18 protein-coding genes are annotated in these 18,955 nt (G+C 69.6%); 11 read left to right on the top strand and 7 right to left on the bottom strand.

Features of this window, described 5'->3' with window-relative positions; all coding sequences use genetic code 11:
• The first annotated feature begins 52 nt into the window (after positions 1 to 52).
• The 4 genes from hemE to A37U_RS0101920 are packed head-to-tail and all read left to right on the top strand — an operon-like array spanning position 53 to position 4,491.
• Positions 53 to 1,102 (top strand): uroporphyrinogen decarboxylase, encoded by a 1,050-nt coding sequence (gene hemE, locus A37U_RS0101935; protein ID WP_020494919.1) that lies wholly within the window; start codon positions 53 to 55, stop codon positions 1,100 to 1,102.
• Positions 1,099 to 2,451 carry a protoporphyrinogen oxidase gene (hemG, locus tag A37U_RS0101930; RefSeq protein ID WP_020494918.1) on the top strand — a complete coding sequence of 451 codons (1,353 nt, stop codon included), beginning with the start codon at positions 1,099 to 1,101 and terminating at the stop codon, positions 2,449 to 2,451. The genes hemE and hemG overlap by 4 nt, the downstream gene beginning before the upstream one ends.
• A 7-nt stretch (positions 2,452 to 2,458) precedes the next feature.
• Positions 2,459 to 3,148, top strand: coding sequence for a hydrogen peroxide-dependent heme synthase (hemQ, locus tag A37U_RS0101925; RefSeq protein WP_020494917.1), 690 nt, complete (start codon positions 2,459 to 2,461; stop codon positions 3,146 to 3,148).
• Complete coding sequence (locus A37U_RS0101920) at positions 3,145 to 4,491, top strand: CoA transferase (protein WP_020494916.1); 1,347 nt, start codon at positions 3,145 to 3,147, stop codon at positions 4,489 to 4,491. The genes hemQ and A37U_RS0101920 overlap by 4 nt, the downstream gene beginning before the upstream one ends.
• Positions 4,492 to 4,705: 214 nt before the next feature.
• Here A37U_RS0101920 and msrB read toward each other — a convergent pair whose 3' ends face one another.
• The 3 genes from msrB to A37U_RS0101905 are packed head-to-tail and all read right to left on the bottom strand — an operon-like array spanning position 4,706 to position 6,318.
• Positions 4,706 to 5,140, bottom strand: coding sequence for a peptide-methionine (R)-S-oxide reductase MsrB (gene msrB / locus A37U_RS0101915; RefSeq protein WP_020494915.1), 435 nt, complete (start codon positions 5,138 to 5,140; stop codon positions 4,706 to 4,708).
• A 25-nt stretch (positions 5,141 to 5,165) separates the two neighbouring features.
• Positions 5,166 to 5,450 carry a hypothetical protein gene (locus tag A37U_RS0101910; RefSeq protein ID WP_020494914.1) on the bottom strand — a complete coding sequence of 95 codons (285 nt, stop codon included), beginning with the start codon at positions 5,448 to 5,450 and terminating at the stop codon, positions 5,166 to 5,168.
• A 19-nt stretch (positions 5,451 to 5,469) separates the two neighbouring features.
• Complete coding sequence (locus A37U_RS0101905) at positions 5,470 to 6,318, bottom strand: MaoC family dehydratase (RefSeq protein WP_020494913.1); 849 nt, start codon at positions 6,316 to 6,318, stop codon at positions 5,470 to 5,472.
• 95 nt (positions 6,319 to 6,413) lie between these two features.
• Here A37U_RS0101905 and A37U_RS0101900 point away from each other — a divergent pair, with 95 nt between their 5' ends.
• The gene (locus A37U_RS0101900) at positions 6,414 to 7,061 is read left to right on the top strand and encodes a TetR/AcrR family transcriptional regulator (RefSeq protein ID WP_020494912.1); all 648 of its coding nucleotides are present in this window, start codon (positions 6,414 to 6,416) and stop codon (positions 7,059 to 7,061) included.
• A gap of 25 nt (positions 7,062 to 7,086) precedes the next feature.
• On the opposite strand, the gene A37U_RS49260 is transcribed toward A37U_RS0101900, so the two are convergent.
• Both A37U_RS49260 and A37U_RS0101885 read right to left on the bottom strand, forming a co-directional pair.
• Positions 7,087 to 7,695, bottom strand: coding sequence for a DUF3558 domain-containing protein (locus tag A37U_RS49260; protein ID WP_083933135.1), 609 nt, complete (start codon positions 7,693 to 7,695; stop codon positions 7,087 to 7,089).
• A 67-nt stretch (positions 7,696 to 7,762) separates the two neighbouring features.
• Positions 7,763 to 9,304, bottom strand: coding sequence for an alpha/beta fold hydrolase (locus A37U_RS0101885; RefSeq protein ID WP_020494909.1), 1,542 nt, complete (start codon positions 9,302 to 9,304; stop codon positions 7,763 to 7,765).
• Positions 9,305 to 9,401: 97 nt separating this feature from the next.
• On the opposite strand from A37U_RS0101885, the gene A37U_RS0101880 reads away from it, so the two are divergent.
• The gene (locus A37U_RS0101880; RefSeq protein ID WP_020494908.1) at positions 9,402 to 10,301 is read left to right on the top strand and encodes an EamA family transporter; all 900 of its coding nucleotides are present in this window, start codon (positions 9,402 to 9,404) and stop codon (positions 10,299 to 10,301) included.
• Here A37U_RS0101880 and A37U_RS0101875 read toward each other — a convergent pair.
• Positions 10,298 to 10,729 carry a DUF5313 family protein gene (locus A37U_RS0101875; RefSeq protein WP_020494907.1) on the bottom strand — a complete coding sequence of 144 codons (432 nt, stop codon included), beginning with the start codon at positions 10,727 to 10,729 and terminating at the stop codon, positions 10,298 to 10,300. The two genes, A37U_RS0101880 and A37U_RS0101875, sit on opposite strands and share 4 nt — an antisense overlap.
• A gap of 291 nt (positions 10,730 to 11,020) precedes the next feature.
• Between A37U_RS0101875 and A37U_RS0101870 the strand changes: the two genes are divergently transcribed.
• From A37U_RS0101870 to A37U_RS0101860, 3 genes are read left to right on the top strand one after another with little or no spacing between them, the layout of a single operon-like run.
• Positions 11,021 to 12,589 carry a sugar ABC transporter ATP-binding protein gene (locus A37U_RS0101870; RefSeq protein WP_020494906.1) on the top strand — a complete coding sequence of 523 codons (1,569 nt, stop codon included), beginning with the start codon at positions 11,021 to 11,023 and terminating at the stop codon, positions 12,587 to 12,589.
• Positions 12,586 to 13,611: an ABC transporter permease gene (locus A37U_RS0101865; RefSeq protein WP_020494905.1), complete on the top strand. Its 1,026-nt coding sequence runs from the start codon at positions 12,586 to 12,588 to the stop codon at positions 13,609 to 13,611. The genes A37U_RS0101870 and A37U_RS0101865 overlap by 4 nt, the downstream gene beginning before the upstream one ends.
• 27 nt (positions 13,612 to 13,638) lie before the next feature.
• Positions 13,639 to 14,652, top strand: coding sequence for a substrate-binding domain-containing protein (locus tag A37U_RS0101860; protein ID WP_020494904.1), 1,014 nt, complete (start codon positions 13,639 to 13,641; stop codon positions 14,650 to 14,652).
• Positions 14,653 to 14,832: 180 nt separating this feature from the next.
• Here A37U_RS0101860 and A37U_RS0101855 read toward each other — a convergent pair whose 3' ends face one another.
• Positions 14,833 to 15,837: a LacI family DNA-binding transcriptional regulator gene (locus tag A37U_RS0101855; protein WP_020494903.1), complete on the bottom strand. Its 1,005-nt coding sequence runs from the start codon at positions 15,835 to 15,837 to the stop codon at positions 14,833 to 14,835.
• 131 nt (positions 15,838 to 15,968) lie between these two features.
• On the opposite strand from A37U_RS0101855, the gene A37U_RS0101850 reads away from it, so the two are divergent.
• Positions 15,969 to 17,384, top strand: coding sequence for an L-fucose/L-arabinose isomerase family protein (locus A37U_RS0101850; protein WP_020494902.1), 1,416 nt, complete (start codon positions 15,969 to 15,971; stop codon positions 17,382 to 17,384).
• A 73-nt stretch (positions 17,385 to 17,457) separates the two neighbouring features.
• The gene (locus A37U_RS0101845; protein WP_020494901.1) at positions 17,458 to 18,930 is read left to right on the top strand and encodes an FGGY-family carbohydrate kinase; all 1,473 of its coding nucleotides are present in this window, start codon (positions 17,458 to 17,460) and stop codon (positions 18,928 to 18,930) included.
• The last annotated feature ends 25 nt before the right edge of the window (positions 18,931 to 18,955 follow it).

Below are 18,955 nucleotides of genomic sequence, written 5' to 3'. Positions count from 1 at the left end.
CGATCGGCGGTGGTGGGAGGATGAGCCCACCGAGACCGAGATTGGGGACGCTGTGCCGAACAACCGCCGTGACCTGGCCGAAGCTCCGTTCCTGCGCGCGGCGCGCGGTGAACGCCCGGAACGGACACCGGTGTGGTTCATGCGCCAGGCAGGGCGGTCCCTCCCCGAATACCACGAGGTGCGCGCCGGCGCCCCGATGCTGCGGTCCTGCCTGACCCCGGATGTGGCGCGCGAGATCACCATGCAACCGGTGCGCAGGCACGGGGTGGACGCGGCGGTGCTGTACTCGGACATCATGGTCCCGCTGTACGCGGCTGGGATCGAGCTGGAGATCACGCCCGGGGTGGGCCCGGTGATCGCCGAACCGGTGCGCACTCGCGCGGACGTGGAGCGGCTGCCCGAGCTCGATCCCGCTGCGCTGGCCCCGATCACCGAGGCGGTGCGGCTGCTGACCGCCGAACTGGGCGAGGTGCCGCTGATCGGTTTCGCCGGTGCCCCGTTCACGCTGGCCTCCTACCTGGTCGAGGGCGCGCCGAGCAAGACGTACGAGCGCACCAAGGCGATGATGCTCGGCGACCCGGAGACCTGGAATCTGCTGGCGGCCAAGCTGGCCCGCATGACGAGTACCTTCCTGCGCGTGCAGGCCGAGGCGGGGGTGGACGCGGTCCAGGTGTTCGACTCCTGGGCGGGTGCCCTCTCCGAGCGGGAGTATCGCGAATCCGTGCTCCCGCACACCCGTGCGGTGTTCGACAGCATCGGCGAATTCGGGGTGCCGCGCATTCACTTCGGCGTGGGTACCGGGGAGCTGCTGCCCGCGATGGCCGAGGCCGGGGTGGACGTGGTCGGGGTCGACTGGCGGATTCCGCTGGACGAGGCGGCGGCCCGGTTGCGTGCCGCGGGGATCGAGAACCCGGTCGTGCAGGGCAACCTGGACCCGACGGTGCTGTTCGCCGGGGAACGGGTCGTGGAGCGGGAGACCGCACGGGTGCTCGCCGAGGGCAAGGCGGCCGCGGGGCACATCTTCAACCTGGGCCACGGGGTGCTGCCCAACACGGATCCGGCGGAACTGACCAAGCTCGTGGACCTGGTGCACCGCTCGTGAAGTTCGCGGTCGTCGGCGCGGGGATCGCCGGACTGGTCGCGGCGCACCGGCTGCGCGCGGCGGGTGCCTCGGTGACCGTGTACGAGTCGAGCGAGCGGATCGGCGGCAAGCTGTGCACGGCCGCGCTCGAGGCTGTAACACTGGGAAGCTCAACGCTGGGCGATTCGACGCTCGACCTCGGCGCCGAGTCTTTTCTCGCTCGCCGCCCCGAAGCGGTCCGGCTCGCCGGGGAACTCGGCCTCGAGGTGGTGCATCCGGGCCCGGCGCGCGCGGTGATCCGGGCGGGCGGGGTGGCGCATCCGATCCCGGCGGGCACCGTGATGGGGGTACCGGCCAGCAGGGAAGCGGTGCGCGGGATCGCCGAGCTCACCGAGGAACCGGCCGAACCGGCCGCGGTCGGCCCGCAGACCACGGTCGGCGGGCTGCTGCGCGCACGGCTGGGGGACCAGGTCGTGGACCGGCTGGTGGATCCGCTGCTGGCCGGGGTGTACGCGGGACGGGCGGACGCGCTGGGGCTGCGCGCCACCATGCCCGGACTCGCGGATGCGATCGAGCGGCACGGCTCGGTGCTGGCCGCCGCGGCCACGTTGCTCCCAGCGAACCCGTCCTCGGCCCCGGTGTTCGGCGCGGTGCGCGGCGGCTACCGGGCGCTGGCCGAGGCGCTGGACCGGGATGTGCACACCGGGGCGACCGTGCATGCCTTGTCCCGCAACAGAAGTGGTTGGCAGCTCGGGATCGGCGGGCGTGGCTCGGCCGAGTACGCCGAGGCGGACGGGGTGGTGCTCGCGGTGCCCGCGCCGGCGGCGGCGAAACTGCTCGCCGAGGCCGCTCCGGAAGCGGCACGCGGCTACGCCGGGATCGAGCTCGCCTCCATGGCCGTGCTGGGTTTCGCCTATCCGGAGACGGTGACGCTGCCCGAACGGTCCGGGATCCTGCTCGCCTCCGGTGAACGGCGCGCCGACGGGGCCCCGTTCACCGCCAAGGCCTTCACCTTCTCCTCGCGCAAATGGCCGCACCTGCCGCCCGGTCTGCTGCGTGCCTCGGTCGGCCGGTTCGGCGAGGAGGAGATCCTGCGCGGCACCGACGGCACACTGATCGAGGCGGTGCGCACCGATCTCGCGGAGCTGACCGGGATCACCGCGGAGCCCACCGCGGTGCGGGTGCAGCGCTGGGGCGGGGGACTGCCGCAGTACGGGCCCGGCCACCTGGAGCGCGTGGCACGTATCGAGGCCGCGGTGACCGCGGTGCCCGGGCTCGCGGTGGCCGGGGCCACCTTGCATGGGGTGGGCGTACCTGCGTGCATCGCCACAGCCGATGCGGCTGCGCAGCGCCTGCTCGCGGTGGGATGATCGAGCCATGGCGAGGCTGAACTACGAAGAGCTCAACGACATGACCCGGTACAGCATGCACTCGGTGTTCCGGGTCGACGGCACCCTTCCCGCCGAACGGGGACCCGCGGGCGAGGAGGTGGCGCAGTACCTGGAATCCCTCGAGCAGAAGGGCGTCGTGGTACGCGGCACCTACGATGTCTCCGGGCTGCGCGCGGACGCGGACTTCATGGTGTGGTGGCACGCCGAGCGCATCGAGGACCTGCAGGCGGCGTACGCCGGACTGCGCCGCACCGCGCTCGGCAGGGCGAGCACCCCGGTGTGGAGCCAGACCTCGCTGCACCGGCCGGCCGAGTTCAACAAGAGCCACCTTCCCGCGTTCGTCATGGGGGAGGAGCCGCGCAAGTTCGTGTGCGTCTACCCGTTCGTGCGCTCCTACGACTGGTACCTGCTTCCCGATGAGGAGCGGCGCAAGATCCTCGCCGAGCACGGCATGAAGGCGCGCGAGTACCCGGATGTGCGGGCCAACACGGTGCCCGCCTTCGGTCTCGGCGACTACGAGTGGATCCTCGCCTTCGAGGCGGACGAACTGCACCGGATCGTCGAGCTGATGTGGCTCATGCGCTATACCGAGGCGCGCAGGCACGTGCGCGAGGAAACCCCGTTCTACACCGGCACCCGGACCCCGATCGCCGAGATCGTCGCGAATCTGCCGTGACCCCCGAGGAGCTCGCCGGGTCGGTGACCGGTGAGCCATCGCCGCCGGTCACCGTGCACGGCGCCGAACCCGCGCTCGCCGGGCCGTTCCTGGTCGGCACCGCGGCCGCGGCCTGTGTCGGCGCCACCACCGCTGCCCTGGCGGGCTATCACGCGGAACGGGGCGGGGAACCGGGCGCGGTCTCCGTGGACCTCGCGCACGCCGCGGAGTCCTTCCGCAGCGAACGCCATCTGCGGATCCTGGGCGCCGAGCCGGAACCGCTGTGGAGCGGGGTCTCCGGGCTCTACCGGTGCGCGGACGGCTGGGTGCGGGTGCACGGCAACTACCCGCACCATTCGGTGGCGGCGCTGCGCGCGCTCGGTGCCGGGGACGCCGAACGGATGACCGCGGTGATCGCCGGGATGCCCGCGGTGGCCGTGGAAGAGGCGGTGCTCGCCGAGGGCGGCGCGGCCGCGGCGCTGCGCTCCCGCGCGGACTGGCTGGCCCACGAACAGGGCAGGGCATTGGCCGGGGAACCGCTCGTCGGATTCGACCGTCTCGGACCCGCGCCCGCCCGTAGCGAACCCGCCGGAGCGCGCCCGCTTTCCGGGATCCGGGTACTCGATCTGACCCACGTGATCGCGGGACCCGTGTGCGGCCGGGTGCTCGCCGCACACGGGGCCGAGGTGCTGCGCATCGATGCCGAGCACCTGCCCGCGGTGCACACGCTGGTGGTGGACACCGGATTCGGCAAACGCAGCGCGAATCTGGATCTGCGCACCGATCCGGGCCGGGCGCGGCTGCGTGAGCTGGTGGCCGATGCCGATGTGCTCGTGCAGTCCTACCGGCCGGGATCCCTTGCCGCGAAAGGGTTTGGCGCGCGTGAACTGGCGGAACTGCGGCCGGGCCTTGTCACCGTGGAACTCGATGCGTACGGCTGGCGCGGGCCCTGGGCGCGGCGGCGCGGATTCGACAGCCTCGTGCAGCTGGCCTCCGGGATCGCGCACGAGGGCGCGGTCGCCGCGGGGGAGGACAAGCCACGCCCGCTTCCCGCACAGGCACTCGATCACGCCACCGGCTGGCTGGCCGCCCTCGGTGCGGTCACCGCGCTGCGCAGGCGCGCCCGCGGCGGGGGAACCTGGCGGGTGCGGCTGTCCCTGGCGCGCACCGGACAGTGGCTGGATGGCTTGGGGCGCAAGGAAACCGAAGCCGGTGACGCGGAGATCGCGCGCTATCTGACCGAGACCGATTCGCCGTTCGGCAGGCTGGCGCATCTCCGGATTCCCGGTGTCCTTTCCGGATGCCCGCCGTACTGGGCGCACGGTCCGCGGCCACGCGGGGCCGATCCCGCCGAGTGGAGCTGAGTCCGGACGAGAGTTTCCGGGTAATCGTTCTCTGGGGCCGCCGGCGTCGTACCCCCAGCGACGACGCCGACGGCCCTGTTACCGCTGTCCGCGGATTAGCACCGCCGTCCCGGCACAGTCATTCATAGTCGTGAAAACCACGCGGCGTGACAAGACCGTTTCACCTAGATTTAAGGTTCGCTAGCCACGAAGTGGGGGGTTGCGTGCACAGCTGCTACGAATCGCTACCGTCAGTAGGCGAAAGTCGTAGCGCGATGGAGTTGATGCAATACCGTTGGTCAGTGGGGGTCTGGTAACCCTCGCCCTCGAAGACATGACCGAGATGGCTGTGGCAAGCGGCGCACAGCACTTCGACGCGTCGCATCCCGAGCGAATTGTCCTCGCGCAGCAGCACCGCCTCGCTCGCCGCGGGGTCGTAGAAGGACGGCCAGCCGCAGTGCGAATGGAATTTCGTGGTGCTGCGGAACAGTTCCGCACCGCAGGCGCGGCATTCGTAGACGCCCTCGGTCTCGGTGTCGGTGTACTCGCCGGTATAGGGGCGTTCGGTGGCCGCCTCACGCAGCACGGCGTACTCGGCGGGGCTGAGCTCGCTGCGCCATTCCTGTTCGGTCCTGACGACTCGCGGACCGGGCTCGGCTTCTTGTCGCATAGCGCCAACGGTACGCGCGAGCCGGTCAGCCGAACACGGCGAGCATCTCCGCGATCGCGCGTAGCACGGTGAAAACCACGCCGAACAGGATCAGCCCGACCAGCAGTACCGCGGTCATCCGGCGATGCCCGGTCGCCCGGTTGGCGGAGTCGGCGAACCGCGCGACCCCACCCAGCTGCCCCTCCACGGTGTAGGTCGGCCGCGCCTCGCGCATCCGGTGCAGGTGCTCGGCGAACGCCACCGCTTCGGGGTCCTCCGGGTCGAGGCCGAGCAGCTCGTCGTCGAAGAGCTCGCGCGGTCCCTGCGGCATGGGACCTACGGTAAGCCGGTCAGGAGTGCTTGACCAGTCCCCGGTCGATGACCACGTCCCCGTCCTCGTTCACCGTCCGGAAAGCGGTGCCGTCCCCGGTCGACCAGGTGTGCACCGTCAGATCCTGGCCGGGGAACACGGGTTTGGTGAACCGGCCCTCGATGTGCCGCAGTCGGCTCGCGTCGCCCCCGCACACCTCGCCGACCAACAGGCGGGTGGTGATCCCGTAGGTGGCCAGCCCGTGCAGGATCGGCCGGTCGAATCCCGCCGCCTTGGCGAAGGTGGGATCGGAGTGCAGCGGGTTGCGGTCCCCGGTGAGCCGGTAGATCAGCGCCTGGTTCACCGCGGTCCGGAAGGAGACCTCGGCATCGGGTGCGCGCTCGGGAACGGGGGAGTCCGGGTTGGCGCCCCGGTCACCGCCCCAGCCGCCCTCGCCCCGGATGAACACGCTGGTGCGCGTGGTGAACAGGTCACTGCCCTGTTCGTCGCTCGCGGTGAACGAGGTCTCCAGCAGCGCGCCCTTGGTCTTGTCGTAGAGCCCGGTCACCTCGGAACGCAGGCTGATCTTCCCCTCGGCGGGCAGCGGCCGGTGCAGGGTGAGCGCCTGTTCGGCGTGCAGCAACTTGGTGAGGTCCACACCCTCCAGCGCGGTGTTCCGCGGGCCGTCGAACTGGGCGAGCACAATGGCCAGCGAAGGGATCGCCTGTTGGGTGATCTCGGCGCTGTTCTCCGTGGTGAACGGCAGCTCGCGGAGCGGATCGTCCTGCCCCGCGCCGACCGCGACCGCGTAGAGCAGGCTGTCGGTGCTGCTCCAGGTTCGGTCCCACGGGCCGGTGACGGTACCGACGACATCGTGGCGCAACGCCATTGTTTTCGCTCCTTCGCTCGTTCCCGGAAAACCGAACATCGTTAGGTTTACTGTACCCTCGTCGGTCAAGAGCCCATCGGCAGGAGGGAGCGAGTGTGCCGCGACCGTCCACGCCGCTGCTGTCCGGGTCGGTGATCAAGGCGAAGGCACTCGAGATCCTGGACAGCGAAGGACTCGACGGGCTGACCATGCGGCGGATCGCCACCGCGCTCGGCGTGCGGGCCGCCTCGCTGTACGGGCATGTGGCCACCAAGGACGAGCTGCTCGACTCGCTGGTCGACGACCTCGCCGCGCAGGTGGACATCGCCGATGCCCTGCAGCAGCGGGACTGGGTCGGCGGACTGCGCGCCTGGGCGCGCTCGTACCGGGCACTGCTGGCCGAACACCCCAATCTGGTCCCGTTCCTCGCGCGTGGGCCGCGCAACCGGCCCGCCTCACTGCGCCAGGCCGACGCGATCCACGGTGCCCTGCTCGCCGCGGGCTGGCCACCCCGCTACGCCACGATGGTGGGCGCCTCGGTGAGCTACCTGGTGATCGGCGCGGCGATGACCCAGTACTCGGGCGGGTTCTCCGAGGGGTTCTCCGATGACGTGCGGGCCTACCTCGACCGGTACCCGAACCTCTACGACGCGCACCGCCTGCACGCGTACGCCGCCGAGATCGACGGTGAGTCGTTCGAAGTGGCACTCGAAGCGTCCCTGGACGGATTCCGTGCGCTGTTCGAACGGTTGAAATCCGGCTGAGCACCAGAGTTCCCGGGCGCGGTGCTCACTTCGCGCGCAGCGTGCCGACCGCCGCGCTGGCGGCCTGTTTCGCGCGCTGGCACAGGAAATCCTCGCCCCTGGCTTCCTCGGCGGCGTCCTCGCGGTAGAGCACGTCGAGCGCCTGGCCGCTGCGCACGCCGACGGTGACCGTGCAGAAATCCGATCCGGGCGGGGCATCGGCTGGCCGGTTCTGGAAGGCGGGCAGACCCGCGACGGTGGTCTTGTGTACCGAGCCCGCGACCTTGCCGGGGCCGAAGAACTCGAGTCCCTTGCTGCTCACCGTGGTCAGCAGCAGGCCGAGGTGGCTCTGTTCGCTGGTGTAACCGCACATGGGGGCGTTGTCGAGCACCTCGTTGCGCGCCGGGCTGCCCGTGGCGGGCATCCCGAGCGTGCTCGCCCTGGCCGCGCTGAGCAGCCTGCACGGATCGGTGCCCGCGAGGTCGATCCCGTTGCCGGCCTTGGACTGCGGTGCGGAACTGGGCGCGCTGGACGGGGCCGGGCTGCTCGACGCCGGGGACTGCTCGGCGGGCGTGGAGTGCGGGGTTCCCGAGCAGGCCGTCGCGAGGACGGCGGCGCAGGCGAGGACGCAGGCGGACAGGGTTCGGCTGTGCACGGGCCAAGGCTAGCCGGGCGATGGGACACGGACCGGAATCCGCGCACCGGGCGTGTCCGGCGTGTTCTCATGCCGGACAGGCGGTACTCGAACTGGGCAGCGTCGCGTGCACCAGATAGCTGCTCGCCTTCTCGGTCGCGCACTGGGAATTCCCCAGCGCGCCGTGGCCCGCCCCCTGCCAGCCGACCCGCACGACGGCGGGAATCTGCTGGGCGACCCGCTGGGTTCCCTCCTGCGGAGTGACCGGATCGTGCGCGGTGGACAGCATCAGGCTCGGCGGGAGCTTGTCGCTGGGTTTCCCGACCGCCTTGGACGAGGGCGGCCAAGGCAGGCACAGCAGCAGCCGCTGCCCGAAGGCCGCGCCGAACAGCGGATCCTTGGCGCGCCACTCCTTCACCGAGGCGCCGACCTGTTGCGGTGGCAACCGGGCCTCGTCGTCGTTGCAGCCGGTCACCATACGGGCGTCCAGCCGCGATCCGGTGTCCTCGTTGCCCTGCAGCAGTGGGCGCAGGAAGGCGGCGAGGCCGTCTCCGTTCCCGCCGCGGGCGCCCGCGATGGCCTTGGCGAGCTCGGGCCAGCGCTGCTTGTCGGCGAGCCCGGTCAGCACCGCGTTCACCGCCATCCCCGGCCCTATGCGGATACCCGCGCTGTTGAGCGGTTTCTCGCGCAGCGAGCCGAGCAAGGCGGTCAGCGCGGCCCGCGGATCCGCCCCGAGGGGGCAGCCGTCCTCGCGGCAGGAGTCGGCGAAGGCGTCGAAGGTCTGCTCGGCGGTGTCCGCCCTGGTGCGGTACCGGTCCTGGATCTCGGCATTGGGATCGGGGAACCCGTCGAACACCATGCGGCCCGCGTGCCCGGGATAGCGCGTGGCGTACTGGGCGAGCAGCCGCGCGCCCTCGCCGCGCCCGATGCCGTTCAGATGCCCGACCCCGAGCTTGTCCCGGAGCATCTCGATATCGCGCACCGTGTTGTAGGTGTCGAAGCTCTGCAGCGTGTTCTCCATGTCGACCTGGCACTGCTGCACGGCATCGCGTTCGGCGGTGATCAGATCGTCCAGCTTGTCCGCGGCCGGGTCGTAGCCCAGGATCGCGGCCCGGTCCTGCTGCGGGATGCAGCCGAGCCCGTCCGAGTCGCCGGTGCCGCGCCGGTCCATCCCGATCAGGGTGAACGTGCGCAGCATCTCTGGGGGAAGGCTCGCGGCGAGCTTCGCGGCATACACCGTGCCCGGTTCCCCGTCCACATCGTCGAGCACGAGCAGCGGGACCGCGCCGGTGCCCGCCTTGAGCAGGCTGATCTTGGCGTTCATCATGCTCGGCACGGTGTCCTCGCCGAGCCGGGGCGCGATCGTCGAGCACTGGGCGTTGCCGAGCGGGGCGTTGGACTCGGCAAGATTCCGGCGCACATCGGCGGAGCAGGGCTGCCAGGCGAGCTGGTCCTGCTTGCTGCGGTCCAGTGGGGGGACGGGGCGCTTGGCCGGGTCATCGGAACCGGTCGGTGCCGGAGCGGGGCCAGGGGCACCGATGATCGCGGGGCGTGCCGAGGGGCCCGCCGTGCATCCGGCGAGCACCGCCGCGACGAGCACGATCGCGGCGCAGACGGACGCGTACCGCACGGTTGGGTCCCTCCCACAGAAATGTCATTGATCCACCGTCAGCTTGACATGTACACAGTGAGACGCTGGTGAGTGGGCGGTGGAAGGAGAAACGCGAGTGGTCACGGTTACCTCCTCGGAACGGGCACAGCGGTTCTGGTCGTTCGCCGGGGAGATCCGCGAATCGGCCGGGACGGCATGGGGCCGGGTTCCACCACCGGCGATGATCCTGGTCGGGATCGTCTCGGTGCAGTTCGGGGCGAGCGTGGCCAAGCAGCTGTTCGCGGTGACCGGACCGATCGGCGCGGTGGCCCTGCGGATCGTGTTCTCGGCAGGCATCATGCTCGCGGTGCTGCGGCCCTCGCTGCGGGTCGGCAGGCAGGCCTGGCCGGCGATCATCTGCTACGGGGTCGTCCTCGCCGGCATGAACATGTTGCTCTACCAGGCCATTTCCCGGATCCCGCTCGGGGTCGCGGTGACCATCGAATTCCTCGGCCCGCTGACGATCGCGCTGATCGGGGCGCGCAGGCTGGTGCACGCCGGGTGGGCGCTGCTCGCCGCGCTCGGGGTGTTCCTGCTCGCCGAGGGCGGGCGGATCGACTGGCTCGGCGTGGTGTTCGCGCTCGGTGCCGGTGTCTGCTGGGGCGGCTACATCCTCGCGGGCAGCGCGCTCGGCAAGCGCACCAGCGGGCACGACGGGCTGGCGCTGGCGATGGCGGTCTCCGCGGTGATGGCGCTCCCGGTCGGCATCGTGCAGGGCGGATCCGGAATATTCTCCTGGACCGCGCTGCTCGCCGGGCTCGGTGTGGCCCTGCTGTCCTCGGTACTGCCCTACACGCTCGAACTCGAGGCACTGCGCCGGATCCCACCGCGCGTGTTCGGCGTGCTGATGAGCCTCGAACCGGCGGTGGCCGCGCTCGCCGGGCTGATCGTGCTCGGTGAACAGCTCGGCTGGCGGCAGTGGATCGCCGTGTGCTGCGTGGTGGTCGCCTCGATCGGGTCCACCCGAAGTCGCTAGCTACCGGGGTTGCGCCAGACCCGCTCGTAGTCCTCGTCCTCATCGGTGTGCTCGGCCTTGTACCGGGCTTTGCGCATCGTGGTGCCGTAACCCGGCGGGTGCCCGTTCTTGGCGAGCCGATGGTCCACGCTCTCCACCGAGTAGGCGAGCACGAACCGGAACCCCACGAGCAGGGCGAGGAGGATGGAACCGAAGGCGAGCAGCAGCGGCCCGCCGAGTACCACGGCGAAGAACACGAACAGCACGGCTAGCACCGGCAGCATCTGCACGAAACCGCGCAGGAACACCCGCAGCAGCCAGGTCCGGCAGGTGCCGTCGTGCAGTACCCAATCCCGGTACCGGACGGGCAGTCGACCGGTGAACTGGTAGGACAACCAGAGCAGGGGATTGGGGCGGCGCACGGGATCCAGAATAACCTGAGGGCGCATCCGACAGCTCCGTGTCCTGCTGCGCTGCGACGTCGGCCTGCGCTGCGACGTCGGCGAAGTGCCTTCGCAGGCCAGCGCGGCGCTGGTAGAGCCTCCGGTGCCGACGGGCACGGCACGCATTGTCGTCAAACACCGCAGAACACCGCTGCGGCTCATTGGTCCGCTCGCGACGGACGAGAGCCATCAGACGCGCTCCGAGTCCGAGTACCGTCAGTGAGCGTGATGCTTGACACCCTGAGTGGGGCTGCCTTAGCGTTGCAGAAATCGATTACCCGAAGTGTCGGGGAGCTCATGGGGAACGAGACGGACGGCGGCGTCCCACTTGTCGCGATGGCCGGGATCAGCAAATCCTACGGTGGGGCGCAGGCCTGCGTGGAGGTCGACTTCGCCATCCGTGCGGGCCAGGTGCACGCGCTGCTCGGGGAGAACGGGGCAGGGAAGTCCACGCTGATGAAGGTGCTCTCCGGAGACATCACCGACTACACCGGGACGATCCACATCGGCGGTGAGCCGCGCCGATTCGCCCGCCCGGCGGACGCGCAGCACGCCGGTATCGCGATGATCCACCAGGAGCTCGACCTCGTCCCCGCGCTCTCGGTCGCGGAGAACGTGTACCTCGGCCGCGAACCGCGGACCCGGCTGGGCACCGCGGACTTCGGCGCCATGGTGGACGGCACCGCGGCGCTGCTGGAGCGCACCGGGATCCCGATCGATCCGCGCCGCGCGGTGGAACAGCTGCGCACCGGGGAACAGCAGCTGGTGATCATCGCGAAGGCGCTTGCCCTCGACGCCCGGGTGCTGATCATGGACGAACCTACCTCTGCGCTGTCCTCGCACGAGGTCGAGCAGCTGTTCGGGGTGGTGTCCGAGCTGCGGGCGGCGGGTGTGGGCATCGTCTACATCTCGCACCGGATGGACGAGATCGGCCGGATCGCCGATGTGGCCACGGTGCTGCGCAACGGTTCGGTGGTCAAGGAGTTCGATGTCGGCTCCATGACCTCGGAACAGGCCTCGGAAGCCATGGTCGGGCGCAAGGTCGAGGCGCTGTTCACCCACGAATCCGTGGCGCGCGAAGCGGAGCTGCTCGAGGTCGGCGAGCTCCGGCTGTCCCGCAAACGCCCGGTTCCGGGACGCCGCGATCCGCGCGGGATCAGCCTCCGGGTGCATGCGGGAGAGATCGTCGGGCTCGCCGGGCTGCTCGGCGCGGGGCGTACGGAGCTGCTGCAGACGCTGTACGGAGTGGGTGCCAAGGGGCGGCTGCACGGGCGGATCTTGTTGAACGGCAAGGAGTACCGCCCCTCCGGGGTGCGCAACGCCATGGCGAGCGGGATCGCCTACGTGCCCGAGGACCGCCGGATCGAAGGGCTCAGCCTGGACCATTCGGTGACCGCGAACAGTGTGCTCTCCACGCTGTCCACGATCGCCTGGAACGGATTCCTGCGTGGCGGAAGCGAACGGGACGCCGCGGCCCGGATGGTCGAGCGGCTCGGGGTGAAGACGGCCTCGGTGCGCACCGCGGTCGGGGCACTGTCCGGGGGTAATCAGCAGAAGGTCGTGCTCGGGCGGAATCTGGTGACCGAGCCGAAACTGCTGCTGCTCGACGAGCCGACCAGGGGCGTGGACATCGGGGCGAAGGCCGAGATCTACACCCTGCTCACCGAGGCGGCGAAGCAGGGGCTCGGAGTACTGCTCGCCTCCTCCGAACTCGCGGAGCTGATCGGGGTGTGCGACCGGGTGGTCGTGCTGCGCGACGGGGTGAGCGTGCGGGAGATGTCCACCGCACGGCTCGGCGAGGCCGAACTACTGGCCGTATCGATGGGCGCGGCGTCGTTGGACGAGTCAAGGGGAGAGGACGGATGAACGCAGCGAAGGGGCTCGAGGAGCAGCTGCCGGGCACCCGGTCGAACGGTGCCACGGTGATCGCCACGATATTCAAGTTCCAGAGCCTTTTCGGCCTCGTCGCGGTGTTCATCCTCGCCACGATCCTGGACCCGGAGACCTTCCCGAGGCCGGACAACCTGCTCGACGTGGTGCGGGCCTCCGCGGAAAACGGGATACTCGCGGTCGGGATGACCATGGTGATCCTGATCGGCGGGATCGACCTCTCGGTCGGCTCGGTGCTCGGCATGGCCAGCGTCGGAATCTCGGTGCTGCTGGCGCAGAGCGGATTCGGGATGTGGCCCGCGATCATCTGTGTACTCGGAGTGGGCCTGGTTTTCGGGATACTGCAAGGAATCGCGAACGCGCGGTTCAAGATCCAGGCGTTCATCGTCACGCTCGCCGGGATGCAGGTCGCACGCGGCATCGCCCGGATCTGGTCCGGCGGGCAGGGAGTGTCGATCACCTACCAGTCCCAGGGCGGCCCGGTCTCGGACGCCTTCGCCTTCATCGGCGGCAAGACCTTCGGCGGTACCGTACCGATTCCCGCGATCGTCTTCATCGTCATCGCCGTGCTCGCCGCGCTGTTCCTGCGGTTCACCACGTTCTCCCGGCACGTCTACGCCATCGGCGGCAACGAGAAGGCCGCGCGCCTGTCCGGGGTCCCGGTGCTGTGGACGAAGATCCTGGTGTTCGGTATCTGCGGGCTGCTCGCCGCGCTCGCCGGGATCGTGCACGCCGGCCAGCTCAACAACGGGGACCCCAACGACGGACAGACCTACGAACTCGACGCGATCGCCGCGGTGGTGATCGGCGGGGCGAGCCTGACCGGAGGACGCGGCGGAGTGCTCGGCACCGTCGCCGGTGCCCTGCTGGTCGGCGTATTGCGCAACATCCTCGCCCTGCGCGGGGTCAACTCCGATCTGCAGCTGATCATCATCGGCCTGGTCATCGTGCTCACCGCGGGGCTGCAGTTGCTGCGCCCCGCATCGATGCGCGCCTGAATCCCCTCTACACGGTTGGAGAAACCCATGTCAGTACGCAAGATCGGCACCATGGCGGCGGCCACCGCGTGCACCCTCGCGCTCATCGCCGGATGCGGCACCACCACCAGCGCCGACAAGGGCAGCAGCGGTGCCCCGCAGCAGCAGCCCAAATGCGGCGGCCCGAACGGGAAGTACAAGATCGGGGTCAGCCAAGCCAACGTGGCCGAGCCCTACCGCGAACGCATGGACGAGGACATCAAGAAATACGCGAAGAAACTGCTGCCCCAGGTCACCGATGTCGACGTGCAGGACGGCCAGCAGAACAACGCCAAGCAGCGCGACGACGTGAACAACTTCATCACCAAGAAGGTCGACCTGCTGATCATCAGCCCGAACGAGGCGGCACCGCTGACCCAGGCGGTCAAAGACGCCTACAACAAAGGAATCCCGGTGATCGTGCTCGACCGCAAGGTCAACGGGGACCAGTACACGAGCTTCATCGGCGGAGACAACAAGGACATCGGCAAACAGGCAGGCCAGTTCGTCGCCTCGAAGCTGCTGACCAGCGGCGGGAAAGTCGGCGAGATCCGCGGACTGGACGGCTCCACACCCGCCAAGGAACGCTCCGACGGGTTCAAGGAAGGCATCCAGGGCAAGAAGATCGACGTCGTGGAAAGCCAGTCCGGGGAATGGGTGCGGGACAAGGCTCAGCAGAAGGCCGAAGCGATGTTCAAGGCACACCCGGACATCCAGGTGATGTTCGCCCAGGGTGACCCGATGGCCGAAGGTGCCTACCTCGCCGCGCAATCCGCCGGGCTCAAGAACGTCAAATTCGTGGGCATCGACGGACTGCCGATCCCGTCCGGCGGGATCAAGGCCGTCGAAGCGGGCCGGCTCGCCGCGACCTTCGTGTACCCGACCGGAGGCAAAGAAGCCATCGAAGCCGCGAAGAAGTTCCTCGTGGACTGCAAACCGGTACCCAAGAATCAGACGCTGCCGACGCAGCAGGTGACCAAGGAGAATGCGGCCCAGGTCTACACCAAACTCAACCAAGGATAGGAACTGTGTGCGACTGCTTGGGTGGTTCGGTGGCGGAACCTCAGGCGCCACCTCGCTCTGGGATCACCTTCTCATGTATGCCCATACACCACGGCGGTGCTGTCCTCGCGAGGAGACGCCTGAGAACCCGCCGCGGTGTGAGCTGCGTGGGTGGATAGGCGGCTACGCCGCTTGAAAGCCTCAGGCCGTGGGGTTCGAGCTGGCGCGGGGGATGAGACGCGCGGAGAGTGTGGTCTGTGTGGGTGCGCGGGAACTGTCGTTGACCCGAGCCAGGAGTAGTTGCGCGGCAACGGTGCCCATCTCGTAGGCGGGCTGGGCGACCACGGTGAGCGGGCGGTCGATCAGCGGTGCCCACGGCGCGTCGTCGAAGGAGACCACCCCGATATCGGTGCCCGGCCGCAAACCCGCCTCCGATATGGCGACGAGTGCCCCGATGGCCATCGCGTTGTTCGCGATCAACAGCGCATCGGGGCGCTCGCCGCCTTCCCCGGCCAGCAATTCGGTCATGGCCGCGCGGGCTCCGGCCGCGCGGAATTCGGCCCGCCGCACCAAACTCGGATCGCGGCGAAGGCGTGCGGAGCGCAGTCCGTCCCGGTATCCGGCGAGCCGTTCGTCGGCGGTCGGGATCCCGGACGGTCCGGTGAGGCAGCCGATCCTGGTGTAGCCCTGTTCGGCCAGGTGTACGGTGGCCTCCCGGGCCGCGGCGCGGGTGTCGACGAGCACGCTGTCGGTCGCCGCGTGCGGCAGCGGACGGTCGACCGCGATGACCGGAGTACCGCGCTCGGTGAGGGCGCGGACATCGGTGGCCGTGCTGGTCGGGGAGAGCAGCACCCCGGCGACGCGCTCCTGCACGGCGACATCGATATAGCGGCGCTCCTTCTCCCCATTCTCGTCCGCGTTGCACAGCACGACCGAGTAACCGACCGCCTGCGCCACATCCTCGACACCGCGGGCGAGCGCGGTGAAGAACGGGTTCTCCACGTCCGAGATGATCAGGGCGATCACCGCGGTCTCCTGCCTGCGCAGATTGCGGGCGAGGCCGTTCGGCTGGTAACCGAGCTCGCGCGCGGCCTGCACCACCCGCTGCACGAGTGCCGGATCCACGCTGCTCTTCCCGTTCAGCGCGCGGGACACCGTGGCGGTGGAGACCCCCGCACGGGCCGCCACATCGCTGATCGTCGCCACGGACTGCTCCTCACTGGGTGCCGGACAGGGCTCGCTTCGTGGGCCCGGAGGGCTATTGACACCCCATCATGCACCAGCATAACGTCGTGAGTAAACGATTACCCGGGCAGGTGTCCGTTGGAGGGGTACACGTGGCGCGAATCGGCGTGATCAGTATTTCGGACGGCCGGGGACACGTACACGAGCGGGTGCGGGAGTTCATCCGCGCCAAACAGGACCGGCTGGCCGGGGCGCTGGAGGCCGCTGGGCACGAGGTGGTGCGCGCCGGGGAGTCGTTGTCCAGCAACGCGATCGCCACCGGCCGGGCCCGGGAAGTGGCCGCGGCCGAGGTCGATCTGACCGTCTTCTACTACGCGGTGTGGGCCTTCCCGCACTTCACCATGCTCGCCGCGGACGCGACTGAGAGCCCGCTCGTGCTGGTGGCGAGCACCGATCCCACCGAGCCGGGGCTGGTCGGGATGCTGGCCGCGGGAGGGGCGCTCGATCAGATCGGCCGAGAACACACCCGGCTCTGGGGCGCGCCGGACGGGGCGGAGCTCGTGGACCGGATCGGGGCCGTCGCCGGTGCCGCGGCAGCGGTGCGCGGGCTGCGCGGGCGCACCTTCGGCCGGTTCGGCGGCAGGCCGATGGGCATGAACACCGCGGTGGCCAATACCGACCAGTGGATGCGCCAGTTCGGGATCGACGTGGAGGAGATCGACCAGTACGAGCTGGTGTTGCGCGCCGAACGGGCGGACGCTGCCGAGGCGAAGCGGGCAAGGGAATGGCTGGAGCGGTACGCTGCGGGCGTGCACTACGACGGGGCGAAGCTCACCCCGGAACTGCTGGAGCGGCAGATCCGTTCCTATCTGGCGATCCGGGACATCATCGAGGAGCGGCACATCGACTTCTCCGGGATCAAGGCCCAGCCGGAGCTCACCGAGAACTTCGCGACCATGGACGTCACCGAGGCCTTCCTCAACGATCCCTACGACTGGAACGGCCCGAAGGCGCCGCACATCACCGCGACCGAGGCGGACATGGACGGCGCACTGACGATGCAGCTGATGCACGAGATCTCCGGGGACCCGGTGCTGTTCGCGGATGTCCGGCACTATCACGCCGATCGCGATATCTGGGACCTGTGCAATTCCGGCCAGCACGCCACCTGGTACGCCGCGCGCAGTGCCGATCCCGCGGAGAACCTGGCCAGGGTGCACCTGTATCCGGAGGTTTTCTTCTTTCCCGCGGGCGGTGCCTCGGTGCAGCACATAGCCGCGCCCGGGCAGATGACGCTGGGCAGGCTCACCCGGGCCGACGGGGCCTACCGGCTGCAGCTGATGCTCGGCGAGTTCGAGAGTTACGATGAGGCGACGAACACCGAACTGGTCGAGCAGTCCACTCCGGAGTGGCCGCACGCCTTCGCCCGCCTGGACGCGTCCGCTGAGGTGTTCCTGTCGAACTTCGGGGCGAACCACATCCACGCGATTCCCGGGGACCGCAGGACGGAACTGGTCGCGGCGGCCCGGATGCTCGGTGTCGAGGTGCAGGAGTGGTCACGGTCGTGAGCGAGCTTGTGAGCGAACCGAGGACACGGCAACGTTCGCGAACGGCGAAGCCTTGCGTCAGCGAGGTGCAGCCGTGAACGGACTGTTTCTCGGTATCGATATCGGCACGGCGAGCTCCAAAGGCGTGCTCGTGGACGCCGCGGGGCGGATCCGGGCCCGGGCGAGCCGCCCGCACGAGACCTCGAGCCCGCATCCCGGCTGGTTCGAACACGATGCGGAAACCGTGTGGTGGCAGGATTTCCGGGCACTGACCGCGGAACTGCTCACCGAGGCGGCCGAACCGGTGGGCGCGGTCGGGGTCAGCGGGATCGGGCCGACGCTGCTGCCCGCGCGGGCCGACGGCACCCCGCTGCGCCCGGCGATCCTGTACGGAGTGGACACCAGGGCCACCGCCGAGATCGCCGAACTGACCGAGGAACTGGGAGCCGAGGACATCCTGCGCCGCGCGGGAACCCCGCTGTCCAGTCAGGCGGTCGGGCCGAAGTTCCGCTGGCTGGCCAGGCACGAACCGGAGGTCTACGAGCGCGCCGAGCTGTTCCTGATGTGCAGCTCCTTCGTGGTGCACCGGCTGACCGGGGAGTACGTGCTCGATCACCATTCGGCGAGCCAGTGCGATCCCATGTACGACATGGCCGCACGGGACTGGTCGGCCGAATGGGCCCCGCTGGTCGCTCCGGGGATCACCTTGCCGAGGTTGGCCTGGCCGACTGAGGTGGTGGGCGCGGTCACCGCCGAGGCGGCCAGGGAAACCGGTCTGCCGCAAGGGATCCCGGTCACCGCGGGCACGGTGGACGCTTGGTCGGAGGCCACCAGCATCGGGGTGCGCGAACCCGGCGACACCATGGTCATGTACGGCACCACGATGTTCCTCATCGATGTGCTCACCGATCCCTTGCCGCACAAGGGATTGTGGACCACCTGCGGTGCTTTCCCGGGCACCTACACGCTTGCCGCGGGCATGGCCACCTCCGGCTCGATCACCGACTGGCTGCGTCAGCTCAGCGGCCGGGACTACACCGAGCTCGCCGAACTGGCCGCGCAGACGCCCGCGGGAAGCGGTGGACTGCTGCTGTTGCCGTATTTCGCGGGCGAGCGGACCCCGATCTTCGACCCGGACGCGCGGGGCATGCTCGCCGGGCTCACGCTCGGTCACGGGATCGGCGAGCTGTACCGCGCCGCGCTCGAGGGCATCGCCTACGGGGTGCGGCACAACCTGGAGACCATGCAGGCCGCCGGTGGAGCGACGAACCGGCTCGTCGCGGTCGGTGGCGGCACCACGGGCGGACTGTGGACCCGGATCGTCAGCGATGTGCTCGGCGCCGAACAGTCGGTGCCCCAGGAGACCATCGGCGCCTGCTTCGGCAATGCCATGCTCGCCGCGCTCGCCACCGGTGCCGAAGCGCAGGGATGGAACCCGGTCGCCCGGACCGTGCGCCCCGATCCGGCGCGGCACGAGGCGTATCAGGATTTTTACCTCCGTTATCGTGAGCTCTATCCTGCGACGGCGGATATCGCACATTTCCTCGCCGAACGGCAGCGCGGCTGAATCGTTCGGGCGCACTGGTCTGAAA

This window comes from Sciscionella marina DSM 45152 (genome assembly GCF_000379465.1).
GTDB classification, from domain to species: domain Bacteria; phylum Actinomycetota; class Actinomycetes; order Mycobacteriales; family Pseudonocardiaceae; genus Sciscionella; species Sciscionella marina.
This window is presented reverse-complemented; position numbering and strand designations above follow the sequence as displayed.